The organism is Planctellipticum variicoloris (assembly GCF_030622045.1).
Classification (GTDB): domain Bacteria; phylum Planctomycetota; class Planctomycetia; order Planctomycetales; family Planctomycetaceae; genus Planctellipticum; species Planctellipticum variicoloris.
Genome location: NZ_CP130886.1, coordinates 6,991,663 through 7,007,513, shown reverse-complemented (window position 1 = coordinate 7,007,513; position 15,851 = coordinate 6,991,663). Strand labels below are relative to the sequence as shown.

Here is a 15,851-nt window from a genome sequence, read left to right as displayed (position 1 = left end):
GGTCGCCGCATGAATCTGTTCGTTATTCTGCGGGATGCAGATTCCGATGTACAACGCGCGAGCCGGACTCGTCGGATCTCGGACGGTTCGATTCCGGAGCGGATGTTTCCCGTCGCTCGATGTGTTCGAGATTCGTCGACGCTTGCAGCGGGGGTGTTCTCTGCCAGTCGGGTGCGGGGTACAGCAGTCGGATCGCGACGAGCGCTGCTGCCAGGGCCGTCCAGTACCAGACTTCCACGTCGTACCGCGCGGGCTGCGAAATCGGGCTGCTCAGCTCGTCCTCCATGGAAGAATGATCGCGAACCCATTCGACGGGGAAATTCTGATGCGCCGCTGGAAGTTGCCTGGTGATCATCGATTCTCTCCTCAGATCCGGGATGCAGGGAACTGCGGCTTGGCAGCCAACGCACCCATCATGAGAGCAATGCCTGAGGGGCGCATGAGGCGAAGATAAACTCCGGCTTATCTTCGCAGTTCGCGGATTGCGACCAGTTCGGAGACGCACGATCTGGCCTGTGGCCGGGCACGCCGTCGACCCGTCGATGCCGACCCGGTCCCCTGCAGATGACACCCGCCACTGGCGCATGCTAGCCTGAGGAGCCAAGCATTCTCTCACCCTGGCGACGCTTCGGACACACGCCGCATGTCAGCAATTCTCGGAATTTCCGCGTTCTATCACGACGCTGCGGCCGCGCTGGTCGTGGATGGCGAGATCGTCGCCGCGGCGCAGGAAGAGCGGTTTACGCGGAAGAAGCACGATCCGTCGTTTCCGGCTCACGCGATCGAATACTGCCTGCAGGCGGGGGGGCTGACGGCCGACAAACTCGACTACGTCGCCTATTACGAAAAGCCGCTGCTCAAGTTCGACCGGCTGCTGGAGACGCAGCTCGCGGCCGCCCCGCGCGGTTTTCGCGTTTTTCTGCAGGCACTGCCGGTCTGGCTGAAGGACAAGCTCTTTCTGCAGCGCGAGCTGCGGTCAGGGCCGCTCAAGGATTACCGCCGGCGATTCGTGTTCGTCGAGCATCACGAGTCGCACGCAGCCAGCGCGTTCTATCCTTCGCCATTCGACGAGGCGGCGATTCTGACGATCGACGGCGTGGGCGAATGGGCGACGGCGAGTTGCGGCGTCGGGCGCGGCGAGCGGATCGAACTGCAGCAAGAGCTGCGCTATCCCCATTCGCTGGGACTGTTGTACTCGGCCTTCACCTACTTCTGCGGCTTCCGCGTGAATTCGGGCGAATACAAGCTGATGGGCCTGGCCCCCTACGGAAAGCCCATCTACGCCGCAACGATCCGCGAGAAATTACTGGATCTGAAGGAAGACGGCTCATTCCGGCTCGACCTGTCGTACTTCGACTACTGGCACGGATTGCGGATGACGAGCCGGAAGTTCGAGCAGCTCTTCGGCGGTCCGCCCCGGCCTCCCGAGTCGCCGCTGACGCAGCGGGAATGTGATCTGGCGGCGTCGATTCAGGACGTGACCGAGGAAATCGTGCTGCGGATGGCCCGGCAGCTTCAGGCGCGGACTGGAATGCGACACATCTGCCTGGCGGGCGGGGTCGCGCTGAACTGCGTGGCGAATGGCCGACTGTCGCGCGAGGGTCCCTTCGAGCGGATCTGGATCCAGCCCGCGGCGGGCGATGCCGGGGGCGCCCTCGGTGCGGCGCAGTTCGTCAACCATCAGTTGCTGGGGGAAACCCGGAAGGTCCGCCCGGAGGATTCTCAGCAGGGATCGCTGCTGGGGCCGGCGTTTGTCGAGGACGAGATTCGGGCCCTGCTCAATCGCGAGAGAGCAACCTATCACGAATTGAGCGACGACGAGCTTTGCGAGCGCGTCGCCGGGCTGCTGGCGGATGAGCAGGTGGTGGGGTGGTGCCAGGGGCGGATGGAGTTCGGGCCGCGGGCGCTCGGTTCCCGCAGCATCCTGGGCGATCCCCGCAGCCCGAAGCTGCAATCGGTGATGAATCTGAAGATCAAATTCCGCGAGTCATTCCGCCCATTCGCCCCGGCGATCCTGGAAGACGCCGCGGCAGACTACTTCGACGCTCGGCCGCAGGATCTCGGGCCGTACATGATGACCGTTGTGAAGGTCCGGCCCGAGCATTGGCGGGCGACGCCGGCGGGGATGCTTAGCGAAGGGCTGGCGGCGGTGCATACGCCGCGGTCGGATGTTCCCGCGATCACGCACATGGATCATTCGGCCCGCGTGCAGACGGTGGACGAGCAGCGTCACGGGCGGTTCTGGCGGCTGCTCGACCAGTTTCGCAATCAGACGGGCTGCCCGGTGGTGATCAACACCAGCTTCAACGTCCGCGGGGAACCGATCGTCTGCACGCCGGAAGACGCCTGGCGGTGTTTCGCGGCGACGAATATCGATGCGCTGGTCCTGGAACGCTTTCTGATCCTGCGCAGCGAGCAGCAGCACATCCCGCAGCAGGTCGCGGACGGTTCGGTGCGGCAGTTTGCGCCGGACTGAGAGTGAAGATTTCGTGCGACGAAGATCGAATGAAGTCGAGAGACGAGAGTCCAGAGTCGAGAGCCAAGGGGGCGTAGGGCCGGCTGTGCCGGCCGTCTTTGCAGGACGGCGTCATTGCGGAGCGGGCTCCCGCGCCGGCGGGAACCAGAACGGGATGCCCCAGGGAATGACCAACAGAGCCAGGAACTGGCTGGTCGATGTTCCCCCAACCGTGATGACGGCGATTTGCTGGAATTGCAGTGAGAGCTGGTCGCTCCACTGATTCAGCACGGCTCCAATCGCATAGATCGTCGCCGGAATCGCAAGAAGTGAACCGGCTGAAAGACCACTCATGATGAGCCAGCCCCAGGTTCGTCGTAAGAGAGCCGCGCTCCAGGCCAGCCAGATGAATGGAAACTGGATCAGAATGACAACAGGAATATGAATCCTGAAAAACGTGGTGCCTGAATGCGATACAACCGGCGGATTAAAGATCCACGTTGGATCCAAGGTGAATGCGGTCGCTGCAGACAGAATTGCAGCAACACCGACGAGACAATTCAGCCGCGTCCGCAGTATTCCGAAACGTGTTCCGATCCAACTCAAGTAAGGAACAGCGACTCCCGCTCCGAGCGCAAGACTTCCAGCCACTCCGAACGCGAAGACTCTCGCGTTGTCCGGCAGTTCAATCAAACTCAACAAGACGAACATTTCCATGAGCCAGATCAGCCCGGCAAGGAATCCAAGCCCCCCAAGCACGAGCGACATCACGATGGCCCGCTGCCAGATTGATGTTCTGTGCTTGAGGAACCAGGGTTCGCGGAGCGTTGGCGGTGACATGGGTGCGGCGCGTTCCCGATGGCTATGGTCTCGAATTCAAATGCTTCCGGCCGACACTGTCGTCACCGCTCAGCATCCGCCGGCTTCAGCCACCACGGCTGGTCAAAATCGACATCCTCCGAGGGGATGGCGTGCAACAGGCTGCCATCCTCGTCGAGGTAGTATTTCCAGAACCTTTTGCGGACCTCCGGATCATAGAATTCAATCGCCTTCGCCGCCTCCGCTTCTTCAAGGAAACGACGGTGCGCCCCGACCGGTTCCTGCGGACTGAACTGCTGAAAAATGACCGTCCCACCGCCATAGCGCTGGTAGAGCAGGCGATCGATCTTCCACTGCGTCACCCAGCACGCACCCATCCAATGCTGGAAGACTTCCTGAAAAAGGATGCTCGCGAGATCGAACTCGAATTTCGGACCGGCGCTCCACATCAGCAATCGCATCCGGGTCGCGACCTGTTCAATTTCCTGCGGTGTGGCGGCAATCCGCTCCTTCTCGATCAGCCACAACTGCAGGTCGTGCCAGACGCTGCTGGTGATCCCGTCCACGAGATCCTGGTCAATCTTTCGTGGAGCCTCGCCGGCCCGAGCCAGATAGATGTACTCCCCGAACACCCGCGCCACTGGCGGACCATACGCCGGGTCCGGGGCGGAAATTGTCTTCGGATCGAAACCGAAATCCGTCTTCGGCGGCTCCTGTGCCGAGGCCGGGAGGACCAGGGCGAGGGCAAAAGTCGCTGCGCGCAGCATGGGCCCCTTCCCGTTCTCCATCGATTCGGCCGGTGGAACCGGCCCTACCTCCAGGCCGGACCGGTCGGGTAAGTGTACTCCGCAATGGATGCGGGCAACATCTCAATACTGTACCCCGGCGCCGTCGGCGGCTGATACCGGCCGTTCCGGATGATCGCCGGGTGATAGAAGTGCTCGTGCAGGTGCCCGGCGTACTCGCACAGCCGGTTCTCCAGCGAGCCGCTCAGGCAGATGTAGTCAATCATCGCCAGGTGCTGCACGTACTCGCACAGTCCCACCCCCCCCGCGTGCGGACAGACGGGCACGCCGAATTTGGCCGCCAGCAGCATCACCGCCAGCACCTCGTTGACGCCCCCCAGCCGGCAACTGTCGATCTGGCACACGCCGATCGCGCCCGACTGCAGAAACTGTTTGAACATGATCCGGTTCGCACAGTGCTCTCCCGTTGCGACCTGGATCGGCGCCACCGCCTTCGCAATCGCCGCGTGTCCCAGCACGTCGTCCGGATTGGTCGGTTCCTCGATAAACCACGGCTTGAACTCGGCGAGGCGCTGCATCCATTCGATCGCCGGGCCGACGTCCCACACCTGGTTGGCGTCCATCATCAGCCGGCGGTCCCAGCCGATCTCTTCGCGGATGATCCGGCACCGGCGGACATCGTCCTCCAGGTCACGCCCCACCTTGATCTTGAAGACCTCCCAGCCCTGCGCCAGGCAATCCCGGCAGAGCTGCCGCAGCTTGTCGTCGGAATATCCCAGCCAGCCCGCCGAAGTCGTGTAGGCCGGATAGCCCTGGTCCTGCAGCAGCGCGATCCGCTCTGCTCGTGTCGGCTGCAGCTTACGGACGATGTCGAGCGCCTCGTTCCGCGTCAGAGCATCCGTCAAGTAGCGGAAGTCGACGCAGCCGACCAGTTCCTCAGGCGTCATGTCGGCAAACAACCGCCAGAGCGGTTTTCCAGCCGTCTTGGCATAGAGGTCCCAGACTGCGTTGACCACCGCGGCGGTGGCGAGGTGAATCACCCCCTTCTCCGGTCCGACCCAGCGGAGCTGACTGTCGCCGGTGATGTGTCGCCAGAACGCCCCCGGATCGGCCGCGAACTCGTCGATGCTCAGGCCGACGACGAGCGGTTGCAACGCTTCGATCGCCGCGACGCATAGCTCGTTCCCCCGGCCGATCGTGAAGGTCATTCCGTGCCCGGCGACTCCCTGCGGATCGTTCGTCTGCAGGACGACATACGCCGCGGAGTAATCCGGATCGGGATTCATGGCGTCGGAGCCATCGAGCATCCGTGAAGTGGGAAAGCGAATGTCGTGGGCTGTCAATCCGGTGATACGCGTGGTCATGAGGCGATGATCCTGTGGGTTGGTATTCGGGGCGGCCGGGGCAGGAGCGTCTTCGCGATGCCCCGATTTGCCGTTTTGAGGACGTAAAGATCTCGCGCAAAGGCGCCAAATCGACCGGAACAATTCCTGGACGTTTCCTCTGTTCCGACCTTGTGAAAGCACCTCGTCGTCGTCAGCTCTTCTCTGCCAGCTCCGCGTCCTGCGATGCCGACCGTGGTCAACGGTCCGTAGCGATTTTTGCGAGATGCACCCGTTCGCGATGGCGATGTTGCAACTCACGGCGGATCACACTCTGTTATGGAGAGTGTTGTCAACGGTCCGTGCCAGTTTTCGCCCGATGCGGCCTGCGATTCCATCATTCCCGTGCGAGGCGGGAAGACGATTGCGTCTGTTCTGCGGCTCTGCGAGAGGCCTTCTCTCTACGTCGATGTCAGTCCGAGTGAACGCGACCGTCTTCCATGTGAATGATCCGGTCGGCGATGTCCAGCACGCGATTGTCGTGCGTGACCATCAGCACCGGGCAGCCCCGGCTGCGCGCCAGTTCCTGCAAAAGGTCCACGACGTCGCGCCCCGATTGACTGTCGAGTGCGGCGGTCGGCTCATCCGCCAGAATTAGCGCCGGTTCTGCCGCCAGCGCGCGGGCGATGGCCACGCGCTGCTTCTGCCCGCCTGACAACCGCGCCGGGTGATAGTCGAGCCGGTCGCCAAGCCCGACGCGGGTCAGCAGATCTTCCGACCGGCGACGAACTTCGCTCTGAGGAACTTCCGGGTGGAGCTGAAACATCAGCTCGACATTCATCCGGGCCGTCAGAAACGGCAGCAGATTGTGCTGCTGAAAAATGAATCCAATCTGCCGGCGGACCTGCACCAGGTCGGCGGCGCTCGCATGGTGCAGAGCGCGGGCCAGCACCGTCAGTTCCCCTTCGCGCACGTGCCGCAGTCCACCGATCAGCGTCAGCAGCGTGGTCTTGCCGCTGCCGCTCGGCCCGGTCAGCAGCACGACCTCGCCCGGAGCAACATCGAACGACACATCGAACAGAATCTGCTTCCGCAGCTCTCCTTCGCCAAATGCGAAGTTCAGCCCGCGGGCGGCGATTGCGGAGTTGCCCAGCGACTTTGACACTGCGGCCGGAGGTGCTTGTGTTTCCATCAGAAGACATCCGCCGGGTCAGCGGTCCACGCCTTGCGAATCGCGATCAGTCCCGAGAGTCCGCACATGATCAACGTCAACGTAAAGACCATCGTGGCGCGCTGGACCGTCATGGCGAACTGCATCTGGATGGCCACCGTCGCCACGCGATACAGCACCAGCGCCAGGAAGAAGCCGGGGATGTAGCCCAGAATCGACAGAATGAACGCCTGGCTGAGGACGATCTGGAGCAGATAGCCGTCGGTAAACCCCATCGCCTTCATCGTGGCGAACTGCGGCAGATGGTTCGTCACCTCGGTATAGAGGATCTGATAGACCACGACGAAGCCGATAAAGAATCCGACCGCCGCTCCCATGCCAAAGATGAAGTCGATCGGGGCGCTTTCCCGCAGGAACTGGACTTCGGAAGCGACGAGCTCCGCGCGGGTCATGATCTTCGCTTCCTTCCCCAGCAGCGGCGCCAGCGCGTCGCGCATCCGCCGACTGTCGACCCCCGGTTCGAGTCGGACCAGTCCGATGTCGACGGCGCCGGGGTCGCGGGTTGGAAACAGACGGAGAAAATTAGCGGGTGAAGTATACAGATTGCCGTCGGATGTGATCGAGATTCCGACGTTGATCGTTTCAATGATTTTCACCCGTCGGAAGTTGATCTCCGTCTCCAGAAATCCGTGTTCGCGGATGTGGTCGACGACCGGGCCGTACGTCGTCCGGCTGAAGCCGTCGAACAGAATCCGATCGGGAAGCTGCAGCTCGTCGGCCCGGGCGGCGAAGCCGGGCAGGTCGAGCATCGGATGGAGCGGGTCGAGCCCGAACACGTTGATCGGATGCTCGCGATGCTCCCAGGGATTGCGGAATCGGGCCTGCCCCATATACATCTCTTCGACAGCCGCCACGCCCGCGTGAGCGGGAAGTCGAAACAGCAGCCTCCGCGGAAACTGAGCCGACTGAAAGATCGTCCGCGTCCGCGGGCTGACGACGACGAGATCCGCGGTGATCCGCCGGGCGATCGCCACGCTGTTGTCCATCGCTCCTTCGCGGATGCCAAGTTGGACGAGCATCAGCATCACCGCGACGACGACCCCCGCCGCCGCCACCGCCAGCTTCATCTTCTGATGGCTCAGTTGGTACCAGGCGACTTTGGCGCTGGACAGCACGGCTCGCAGCTCCAGCCAGGGGCGTCGGCGTTACTTGGTCGGCAGTTCGATCTGAACTTCCACGCGGGCGTTCGACAGTCGGGCCACGCGCTCGCAGTCCTCGGGATTCAGGCGAATGCGAACTTCGACGACGCGGGCGTCGGTATCGCTGACCGGATCGTTGGACAGGACGGCTTTGCGGGCGACGAGGTGCCCGACCTCGGCGACTTCGCCGCGCAGCTCCTCGTTGGCGCAGTCCAGCTTGACCAGGGCAACCTGTCCCGGACGGACGCGAAACACGTCGGCCTCGAAGATCTCCGCCACGGCTTCCATGTGCAGTACGTCGCCGATCTCCAGCAGCCCCTGGTCCCCGATCCGTTCCCCCTGGTGGGTATGAATCTTGAGAATCCGTCCCGCCGAGCGCGTCCGGACTTCGGACGCATCCAGTTCCGACTGCGCCCGCTGGACGGCCGCCAGCGCCGTGGCGACATCCTGCTCGGCGACGCGCACGTCGATCTCGCGGACTTCGCTGACGCTCTTCAGCAGTTCCTGCGCCCGCCGATGCTCCAGCTCCGCCCGGTCGACCGCCCACTGTTTGTTGTCGAGGTCCTCGATCGTCAGCACGTTTTTCGCATGCAGTTCGCGGGCGCGCTTCAGCTCGCGCTGGGCCACCTTGATCTGCTCGACGACCACATCGACTGCGTATCGCTGAGCCGCGATATCCCCCTCCTTGGCGCCCGCCCGGGTCTGATTCAGCCGGGCCTTCGCCGCATCGAGCCGGGCCTCCGCCTCGGCGAGCGCCGCCCTGCGCCGGTCGGCGTTATCGAGGGTCGCGACGACGAAGTCCGCCGGGACATCGTCTCCCTCCGCCACCAGCATCCGCTCGACGCGGGCTCCTTCGTTCCCCGAAGGAGGCGAGAGACTCAACACCGTCCCGGCCGGTTCCAGCCGCCCCAGTGCATGGACGTGGTTCACAGGAATCGCGGCGGGATCCGGTGATGCGGACTCCCTTCCAGACTTCGAATCCGACTGCAGCCGGTGGACGGCAGTCGCTCCGGCGATGCCCGCCAGGACAACGACCAGCACCACGGACCAGAGCACCCGCAAGTTCCGCCGTCCGGCTGCGACAGGAGCATGACTCATGGCAATTCCTTGCTGTCGCTCCGCCGGGTCAGATCCACCCGGTCGCGGATCGCAGCCACTTTGGCCCGCAGTGCCGCTCCGATCTCGGCATACAGCGCCTCATCCCGCCGGATCAGACCGACAAACTGCCAGAGAAACAACCCATCCACCGCCAGCCAGACGAGCAACTGGTCGAGCCCGTCTTCTGGATCGCTCAGCAGCCGTTGTCGAAGTCGCAGCCCCATCTGCCGCAACGGCTCGATCAGACCGGGACTGTTCACAGCCGCCGCCACGGCAGCCAGCATAAAGCCATCCAGCAGCTCGGGGGAGAATGGTTCGCCGTCCGACGGGGGCGATTCCGGATCGGGGAACAGGCAGCTCAGCATGCTGCGAACCCAGCGGAAGCGCGGCTCGGGATCGTCGGCAATCCGCTGCAGGATCATCAGCTCGACCTTCGCCCCGAAGTATTCGAGCGTGCCGCGAACCAGCTCTTCCTTGGAGGGGAAGTGATACATCACCCCTCCTTTGCTGACCCCCGCCTCTTTCGCAACGTTATCCAGCGTCATCGCCAGCAGTCCATCCCGGCTCGCGGTCCGGATGGCGGCTTCACAGATTTTGTCGCGGGTATCGGGGGAGGCCATGAGCAATTCCGACCTGCTGGTTTTCTTTACTGTACCGTACGGTCGGTATTTATCAAGAGGCCATTGCTGGGATGGAAGGAGAGTGTCTGTAACGCAATTCTGAGAAACGGCTTACGAGAGAGACCCCGGCGACGTTCAATCTCTTAGCAGAGCGACTTGAATCGGCTCATCCGCGCCTGAAGTTCGCGGCTTGCCGTCGCGACACGCAACTCCGCGAACTCCCGCTCTTCGTCAGCCAGCAGCCGGTCGCGCTCTTCGCGATGGTCGTAGTAATACACCAGGGCCGCGTGAATCTGCGGCAGCGTCAGATCCGGGTGTTGTCGGGCGATCTGCTCGGCGTCCCAGCGAAACTCGACGTGCTCGCGCAGGAGTTGCAACACGTGCCAGCGCGATCCCGCCAGTCGCGGTCGGGCGCGATCGTCGAACTCAATGAACGGCCAGGCGGTGGCAGACACGTTTACGGTTCCCTGGAAAGCAGCTCGAACGATTGTAACTCAGCGTCAGGCAACGAAACAGTACGACTTCGTGATCTGAGTCAGCTCAGTCCGCAACCCCATCGTTCGCCGCCGGCCACTCCCGCAGGCTCAGGCAGACGGCAGCCGTCACGTGTAGAGTTACGAAGATCAGGGCGATGAGCCAAAGTCCAGCGAGTGATGCCGACCCCAGTCCTGCAACTTGAGGCAGCCACAGTTGGCATCCCCATGCTGCAAGGCTGGCAACGAAGCCAACTCCCAGCGTCGTCAGCCATCCGACACGAGAATTCCGCGGCGTTTTGAATGGCAAACATAATCTCGCTAGGAGGAATCCGGCGAATGTCCCGGAAAGCGCGGCTGCCTCATTCGTACACTTCGGATTGCCCAGGGTCGTTCCAAGGATTATCAGCACTACAAAAGTGATCTCCCCCAGGACATGGCTGAGAATTCCGGGAGCCAGCGACGGCAATTGGGGGCGACCAGAAATCTGGCCTAGAACCGCCAGCGGCTTGAGGACGATCAAGCCGAGGAAGAGGCCGGGAACAAGGTGCGGCGCGACAGCCAGGACGCTCAGTTCGCCTCGAACAAACAGCCAGATGACGACCGTCGTCACCCACCCCGACACCAACCCCAGCCCGCCGAAGACCAGCGTCTTCCGCAGTTGCGACAGCCTCAGAAATCGCTCGCGCAATCGGTCCATCTTCCTACGTTGCAAACGCCGAAACCAGCACCAGCACGATCGCTACGAACAACGCTCCGACGATCGCCAGCCCGACCGGCGTCCGGAAAAACGCCTGCACGCCGACGCCGAACGAACGCGTCGTCGTGAAGCTGAACTCGTACCCCTTGTCCGTCACCGGCTCCGTCGAGAACTGCACCTCGGCGACGGCGTCCGAGACCAGCGTATCCTGCTCTTCCAGACGAATCGACGCGATGTCGCCGATCGCAACCGGCTCGGTCAGCGTCCACGCCAGCCCGTCTGCCGCCGAGGTGTCGGGCTTCGCTCCCAGTTTGACCTGGCCGCCGCTTCGCAGTACGACGATCAGTTCATAATCGGGGAGGGCTTCCTTCTGCTTCACCAGTGGCAGGTTGTGGTCCTTCGGTTCGACAGTGTCTTCAAGGGCCATGACACGCACCGCGGAGAGACCGACGCTGTTGAGGGCGGCCAGGACGACGCAGGCCGCCAGGCTGGCGAGGGCGACGCGGGTCGAGATCGACCAGACGGTGCGGGGCCAGGCGGATTTGGCGGCGGACATCGGGGAACCTTGCGGGGCAAGAGGAGCCATGAATCGAGGCCGATTCCGGATTGAGCGATTTCAAACCAGCGACTACTCTAAACGTGTTCTTCTGTGCGGTCCACCCGACAGCCGAAGCCGTCTTCATGTCGCTGACGACGCGAACCATTCTGACTGACGGCATCTTCGGATTGGGAATGCTGACGTTCTTTTCTCTTCGGCACTTCACGTCGCTGAAGACCGAATTGCCGCAGATCATGCTGCTGTTCGTGTTGCTGGCAATGTTCGTGACCCGGAAGAATCGCGAGAAGGTTCCGTGGGTCCCCGAGATCGTCGAGAAGCAGGTCCTGCTGGGCTTGGCTTTTGGCGTCGGCTTCATCGTCTCGCTGTTCTTCGGGCCGTTCTGGCTGCAGATCCTGCTGATCGTCGCGTGGATTGGCGTCGGGATGGCCCTGGATCTGACCGCCATTCGCCAAGGCCCGTCGCGAATCTGACCCGCCCGGAGTTGAGGCGGTATGGCCGCCAGCCTGACTCGACGACGGAGAAATGCGCAGGAGGGCGCTCCGAGCCTGTGATTTTTTCAGCAGTTCGCTTGGCACGATTCTTCGGAAGACGCCACAACAGGCGGCATGAATCAACCCGCCCCCGCCTGCTCACGGCGTCCCCCGGTTTCAACGCGGGGTCCCCCCTCAGGTCCGCATCGAGCTGCGATCGCTCGACGAACTGCTGCCGCCGGACCATGTGACGACCGCCGGCCCGGCCGGCGGTCTGATGGCCCCGCTGGTCGAACTGCTCGAAACGCACTTCAGTCGGCGACCGGAGAAGCATCGGGCCTGCGGAGGCTTCGCCCGGAGGGTCGATCCGTGACGGTTGGCGGGAAAGAATCACAGGCTCGGAGCGTCGTCCGTCATCGATCGTCAGTGGTCAGCGGCAGAGTGACTCAAGCTCTTCTCCAGCTCTGGACTCTCGACTTCCTTTCGACATTCCGCATTCGGCATTCGACATTTCCTCTCTCCGCATTTCTGCGAGACATCTTCTCCCGCGCCCCGGTGCCAGTCCGCAAGGACTTCGCTACGATATCGTCCGAAGATCCATTTCCCCTCCCGGTGCCGAAAGACTCGCCGCGTCATGGAAACCATTGCCGGACACCTCTACGACTTCCCGACCTACTACGACCTGATCTTCGGCTCCGACTGGAAAGCCGAGTACAAGTTCCTCCTGGCCTGCTTTGAGCGGTTTTCCAAACGTCCCGTCAAGCGGATCTTCGAGCCCGCCTGCGGCACCGGCCGGCTGCTCGTCAAGCTCGCCGAGGCCGGCTACGAAGTCGCGGGGAACGATCTCAACGAAAAAGCCGTCGCCTTCTGCAACAAGCGGTTCGAGCGCAAGGGCCTCAAGCCCGTCGCCGTCGTCGGAGATATGGCCGACTTCAAAGTGAAAAAGAAGTACGACGCCGCTTTCAACATGATCAACACGTTCCGGCACCTTCCCAGCGAGGAAACCGCCGAGGCCCACCTGGCCTGCGTCGCCGAAGCGCTGGCCAAAGGGGGCGTCTACCTCCTCGGGCTGCACCTCACTCCGGTCACCGTCCAGCAATGCACCGAAGAGTGCTGGTCCGCCGGCCGCGGCAACCTGACGGTCAACTCCCGCCTCTGGTCGATCGGCGTCGATCTCCAGAAACGTGAAGAGCGGATCGGCATGACCTACGACGTCTACACGCCGACAAAGCAGTTCCGCATCGAAGACGAGACCATGTTCCGCACCTGGACCGCAGAGCAGATGGCCCACCTCCTGCTCCGCGAACCCCGCCTCGAGCTGATCGAAGTCTACGACTTCCGCTACGATATCGACGCTCCCGTCATGATCAACGGCGACACCGAAGACGTCGTCTACGTGCTCCGGAAACGCTGAGAGCGAACGGGAACGCCATTCGCCGACGAATGCCTTCCGTCGTTTCCGGGCTCTGCCCTCGCGAAGACGCCCCCGCCCAGGGCGACTCGATCGTTACCGCTGGGGGATCGCGTTGTGCAGGACGTGATCGTAGCCCGCGTCGGTCAGCGCGCGGCACTCTTGTTTCGACAGCCAGAAGAGCAATCCGAACATCGCGCCGAACAGCGACATGATCACCGCGAGCATGAAAATGATGCTCAGCATATAGGCCCGCGGCTGAGGCGATGCATCAGCTTCGAGCGCGAACTTGCAGTTGGGGCAGGCCTGGGCCGCCGTGGTCTGCATGACCAGCCAGGCGGTCGCGAACGTCAGTCGAGTCTGCCAGCGGGTGAGTGGATTCATTGCGGCTGCCTTCTGTCTCGTCTCCGCAGGCACTGGCGGACGAGTCGCCAGTGGCACAGGCTTTTGAGCATTCGCTGTTCGAGCCCGTTTTCAGCCGGCAGCCGCCGGCTGGGGCCAGTGGTAGAGCATCAGATAAATGATAACTCCGGTCACGGAGACGTAAACCCAGATCGGGAAAGTGATGCGGGCAATTTTCCGGTGACGCTCCCACTGCTGCTTCCAGGCGCGATAGATCGTCATCAGCGGCAGAAACACCAGCGTGAACGCCAGGAGGATGTGCGAGAGCAGAATCGCCAGATAGACCGTCCGGACCACGCCGGTCCCCGGAAACTTCTTGCCGCTCTCCCCCGTGTAGTGATGCAGTGCCGCGTGGTAGACCAGATAACAGATCAGGAAGACCACCGACGTCCCGAAGGCGGCCAGCATGGCCCTCTTGTGAGCATCGCGACGGCCGGTCTTGATGAGCCAGTAGCCGACCAGCAGCAGAACAGCCGCGACGCCGTTCAGGCTCGCGTTCACAGCCGGAAGCATCAGAACCCAGTCGGGCGCAGCCATGGAAGTCCATCAGTTCGGGAAGTCGACGTCGTTTCGCATCGTTCGCGTCGCCTCCCGATTGTAGTCGCCGGAAGTGGCTGGCGAGAGGGTCTGGCGGGACGGGTCGTCCGACCGGGAAATCGACAGAAATCACGCAAAACGCAGGCGCCTGGCACGATTCTGCAGGCCGGTCTACCGCCGCAGATTCTCAGGAATGGCAACCGCAGCCGCCGCCACCCGTCCCGCAACCGCCCCCTTCGGCGGGCAAGACGACAGGTCCTTCCGACGAGACCGGTTGAACTTCGACAATTCCCAATCCCGAGGCGGCCGCCTGCAGGGCCAGCTTCGTCGTATCCGGTCCGCGATCGCACAGCACGTAGAGAATCCGCTTTTCGCCATCGAGCGTCCGCTCGACGTCAATCAGCTCTAACTCAAGCCCCCACTGAAGGATACGTCTGGAAAAATCGAGGAAATCGGCCTCCGCGTGACGGCTGTTTTCGCGTGCGGCGGCCAAATCCTCGCGAGCGGCCGGCCGCAATAACTCGAAGCTGCCTTCGGCTTCAGAGGTTGCTTTGACTTCGTCCAGCAGCGTGCCGAGCTGCAGACCGCGGTGGGTTCGTACTACGACCGTTTCACCACGGGAGACGGAAAGCGACTGTTCAGCGACAAATCGGGCGACTTCAGGGACGGCGCCGTAGCGGACCAGATAAACAGCGGGCATGGAGCTCTCGTCGGGAATCCCCTCGACCGATCCCTCGGGGAACGGTACGGAGGGCGGACCAGTCTGTTGGTTGTGAAGCGGAAAGTGAATTCTCAGTTGGCCCGCCACAGTTATTGCGGTCTGCGCGTCATTTCGAAGAGTTGAGTGGCCTGAGATCCCAGAAATCCTTGGAATCGCCTCGTGCGGCCGGTGTCAGAATCGACAATATCGCCCCGTTCGGCGAGCTCGAAATAGGCATAAGGCCACGTGCGGATCGTCGGGCGTCCCGACTGGACAATCGTAATGTCTCCAGCCGCGGCCGATGTTGCGGTTTGCCGCAACTTGCTGCGGGGGGCGCCCTCGATTTCCGATTTCACCGGAACCCCCGCCTGCTGCAGCGCTCGCACCGTCTGCTCGATGTCCGCCAGGGCAGGGGAGTTCTGCGAATTGATCAGGGCCGTGAAGTGGTTCACGTTATAGCCGTGACCGAGCACCCAAGCCCCGTACTGGCTGGCCGCGTTGACCGCCAGAAGATCCGATTCTTCAGGCGGAGCCCACGGCAGGGTTTCGATCCAGTCTGTGCAGAGCTGAAGCAGTTCGAGATCGCGGGAGTCCGGAGTCGCGACGCGGTCGAGCAGTTCGTCGCTCAGAGCCGGGCGATGCGTCTGCAGCGACTTGCGGAGTGGCCTTCGGATCTCCGCCGGCAGCTTCCCCATCTGCAACTCGGAAATAAACAGCTTCGGGAACAGACCGTTCGGGTGCTGCAGATGGATCGCCGAGAGGTGCTTGTCCGGAAACTGGTAGCAGCCGGCCGCCTCATACCCGAACGCCTCGAACAATCGCGACAGCGACGGTATCCCGCAGAACGGTTGCTGGCACGCCAGCGTGCGAAACGCGATGTGATCGTTGACGAACGTTCCGCCGTGGGATGCAATCAGCTCCTCATAGATCCGAACGTAGGGGACTCGCTCGCGGTAGCGCCGCCAGAGGCGGTCCAGAAACCGGGCCAGCAGTTCGTCGCGCGCCGACTCCACCGGAATCCACGCATGCGGTCCGCGAACATCCACGTCGTTCATCAGTGCGATTCCTTTTCCCCACCGGCGGGCCTCGCCCGGTTGGCGCAGAAACGTCAGACGTTCAGAAATCGAAGCACTTTGTTCAATCTCGCCGCGCCGCTTTGGCGCGCACGA

At 62.7% G+C, this 15,851-nt stretch carries 18 protein-coding genes; 3 read left to right on the top strand and 15 right to left on the bottom strand.

All coding sequences use genetic code 11. The features are described 5' to 3' along the window. Positions 1–22 precede the first annotated feature (22 nt). Entirely contained in the window at positions 23–355 is a 333-nt protein-coding gene (locus tag SH412_RS27460; RefSeq protein ID WP_336521235.1) for a hypothetical protein, read from the bottom strand. Between the two features lie 288 nt (positions 356–643). Between SH412_RS27460 and SH412_RS27455 the strand changes: the two genes are divergently transcribed. Continuing rightward, positions 644–2,476, top strand: coding sequence for a carbamoyltransferase family protein (locus SH412_RS27455; protein ID WP_336521234.1), 1,833 nt, complete (start codon positions 644–646; stop codon positions 2,474–2,476). A 111-nt stretch (positions 2,477–2,587) separates the two neighbouring features. Here SH412_RS27455 and SH412_RS27450 read toward each other — a convergent pair whose 3' ends face one another. From SH412_RS27450 to SH412_RS27405, 10 genes are all read right to left on the bottom strand, one after another. Then, positions 2,588–3,295 (bottom strand): hypothetical protein, encoded by a 708-nt coding sequence (locus SH412_RS27450; RefSeq protein WP_336521233.1) that lies wholly within the window; start codon positions 3,293–3,295, stop codon positions 2,588–2,590. 62 nt (positions 3,296–3,357) lie between these two features. Further along, a complete protein-coding gene (locus SH412_RS27445) occupies positions 3,358–4,041 on the bottom strand; it encodes a hypothetical protein (RefSeq protein WP_336521232.1) in 684 nt (227 codons plus the stop codon). Positions 4,042–4,085: 44 nt separating this feature from the next. After that, the gene (locus tag SH412_RS27440; RefSeq protein WP_336521231.1) at positions 4,086–5,384 is read right to left on the bottom strand and encodes an L-fuconate dehydratase; all 1,299 of its coding nucleotides are present in this window, start codon (positions 5,382–5,384) and stop codon (positions 4,086–4,088) included. Between the two features lie 430 nt (positions 5,385–5,814). After that, entirely contained in the window at positions 5,815–6,534 is a 720-nt protein-coding gene (locus tag SH412_RS27435; protein ID WP_336521230.1) for an ATP-binding cassette domain-containing protein, read from the bottom strand. Then, positions 6,534–7,688, bottom strand: coding sequence for an ABC transporter permease DevC (gene devC / locus SH412_RS27430; protein ID WP_336521229.1), 1,155 nt, complete (start codon positions 7,686–7,688; stop codon positions 6,534–6,536). The genes SH412_RS27435 and devC overlap by 1 nt, the downstream gene beginning before the upstream one ends. 30 nt (positions 7,689–7,718) lie before the next feature. Further along, the gene (locus tag SH412_RS27425; protein ID WP_336521228.1) at positions 7,719–8,810 is read right to left on the bottom strand and encodes a hypothetical protein; all 1,092 of its coding nucleotides are present in this window, start codon (positions 8,808–8,810) and stop codon (positions 7,719–7,721) included. Continuing rightward, on the bottom strand, positions 8,807–9,430 hold the full coding sequence (locus SH412_RS27420; RefSeq protein WP_336521227.1) for a TetR/AcrR family transcriptional regulator: 624 nt from the start codon (positions 9,428–9,430) through the stop codon (positions 8,807–8,809). Before SH412_RS27420 ends, SH412_RS27425 begins: the two co-directional genes overlap by 4 nt. 143 nt (positions 9,431–9,573) lie before the next feature. Continuing rightward, positions 9,574–9,885 (bottom strand): DUF433 domain-containing protein, encoded by a 312-nt coding sequence (locus SH412_RS27415; protein WP_336521226.1) that lies wholly within the window; start codon positions 9,883–9,885, stop codon positions 9,574–9,576. 85 nt (positions 9,886–9,970) lie between these two features. Continuing rightward, on the bottom strand, positions 9,971–10,603 hold the full coding sequence (locus tag SH412_RS27410; RefSeq protein ID WP_336521225.1) for a hypothetical protein: 633 nt from the start codon (positions 10,601–10,603) through the stop codon (positions 9,971–9,973). Between the two features lie 4 nt (positions 10,604–10,607). Further along, entirely contained in the window at positions 10,608–11,159 is a 552-nt protein-coding gene (locus SH412_RS27405) for a hypothetical protein (RefSeq protein ID WP_336521224.1), read from the bottom strand. A 125-nt stretch (positions 11,160–11,284) separates the two neighbouring features. On the opposite strand from SH412_RS27405, the gene SH412_RS27400 reads away from it, so the two are divergent. Next, positions 11,285–11,632, top strand: a complete 348-nt coding sequence (locus SH412_RS27400; protein WP_336521223.1) for a hypothetical protein — start codon at positions 11,285–11,287, stop codon at positions 11,630–11,632. A 634-nt stretch (positions 11,633–12,266) separates the two neighbouring features. Then, entirely contained in the window at positions 12,267–13,046 is a 780-nt protein-coding gene (locus SH412_RS27395) for a class I SAM-dependent methyltransferase (RefSeq protein ID WP_336521222.1), read from the top strand. Positions 13,047–13,139: 93 nt separating this feature from the next. Here SH412_RS27395 and SH412_RS27390 read toward each other — a convergent pair whose 3' ends face one another. The 4 genes from SH412_RS27390 to SH412_RS27375 all read right to left on the bottom strand — a co-directional run bounded on the left by SH412_RS27390 (position 13,140) and on the right by SH412_RS27375 (position 15,737). Further along, positions 13,140–13,427 carry a hypothetical protein gene (locus SH412_RS27390; protein ID WP_336521221.1) on the bottom strand — a complete coding sequence of 96 codons (288 nt, stop codon included), beginning with the start codon at positions 13,425–13,427 and terminating at the stop codon, positions 13,140–13,142. A 90-nt stretch (positions 13,428–13,517) separates the two neighbouring features. Then, positions 13,518–13,982 (bottom strand): DUF420 domain-containing protein, encoded by a 465-nt coding sequence (locus tag SH412_RS27385; protein ID WP_336521220.1) that lies wholly within the window; start codon positions 13,980–13,982, stop codon positions 13,518–13,520. 187 nt (positions 13,983–14,169) lie between these two features. Beyond that, a complete protein-coding gene (locus tag SH412_RS27380) occupies positions 14,170–14,682 on the bottom strand; it encodes a hypothetical protein (protein ID WP_336521219.1) in 513 nt (170 codons plus the stop codon). A gap of 110 nt (positions 14,683–14,792) precedes the next feature. Beyond that, positions 14,793–15,737: a DUF1338 domain-containing protein gene (locus SH412_RS27375; RefSeq protein WP_336521218.1), complete on the bottom strand. Its 945-nt coding sequence runs from the start codon at positions 15,735–15,737 to the stop codon at positions 14,793–14,795. Positions 15,738–15,851 lie beyond the last annotated feature (114 nt).

Coding starts and splice junctions, on each gene's coding strand:
- SH412_RS27460 (WP_336521235.1), bottom strand. CDS start 355: ATGATCACCAGGCAACTTCCAGCGGCGCATCAGAATTTCCCCGTCGAA.
- SH412_RS27455 (WP_336521234.1), top strand. CDS start 644: ATGTCAGCAATTCTCGGAATTTCCGCGTTCTATCACGACGCTGCGGCC.
- SH412_RS27450 (WP_336521233.1), bottom strand. CDS start 3,295: ATGTCACCGCCAACGCTCCGCGAACCCTGGTTCCTCAAGCACAGAACA.
- SH412_RS27445 (WP_336521232.1), bottom strand. CDS start 4,041: ATGCTGCGCGCAGCGACTTTTGCCCTCGCCCTGGTCCTCCCGGCCTCG.
- SH412_RS27440 (WP_336521231.1), bottom strand. CDS start 5,384: ATGACCACGCGTATCACCGGATTGACAGCCCACGACATTCGCTTTCCC.
- SH412_RS27435 (WP_336521230.1), bottom strand. CDS start 6,534: ATGGAAACACAAGCACCTCCGGCCGCAGTGTCAAAGTCGCTGGGCAAC.
- SH412_RS27425 (WP_336521228.1), bottom strand. CDS start 8,810: ATGAGTCATGCTCCTGTCGCAGCCGGACGGCGGAACTTGCGGGTGCTC.
- SH412_RS27420 (WP_336521227.1), bottom strand. CDS start 9,430: ATGGCCTCCCCCGATACCCGCGACAAAATCTGTGAAGCCGCCATCCGG.
- SH412_RS27410 (WP_336521225.1), bottom strand. CDS start 10,603: ATGGACCGATTGCGCGAGCGATTTCTGAGGCTGTCGCAACTGCGGAAG.
- SH412_RS27405 (WP_336521224.1), bottom strand. CDS start 11,159: ATGTCCGCCGCCAAATCCGCCTGGCCCCGCACCGTCTGGTCGATCTCG.
- SH412_RS27400 (WP_336521223.1), top strand. CDS start 11,285: ATGTCGCTGACGACGCGAACCATTCTGACTGACGGCATCTTCGGATTG.
- SH412_RS27395 (WP_336521222.1), top strand. CDS start 12,267: ATGGAAACCATTGCCGGACACCTCTACGACTTCCCGACCTACTACGAC.
- SH412_RS27390 (WP_336521221.1), bottom strand. CDS start 13,427: ATGAATCCACTCACCCGCTGGCAGACTCGACTGACGTTCGCGACCGCC.
- SH412_RS27385 (WP_336521220.1), bottom strand. CDS start 13,982: ATGGCTGCGCCCGACTGGGTTCTGATGCTTCCGGCTGTGAACGCGAGC.
- SH412_RS27380 (WP_336521219.1), bottom strand. CDS start 14,682: ATGCCCGCTGTTTATCTGGTCCGCTACGGCGCCGTCCCTGAAGTCGCC.
- SH412_RS27375 (WP_336521218.1), bottom strand. CDS start 15,737: ATGAACGACGTGGATGTTCGCGGACCGCATGCGTGGATTCCGGTGGAG.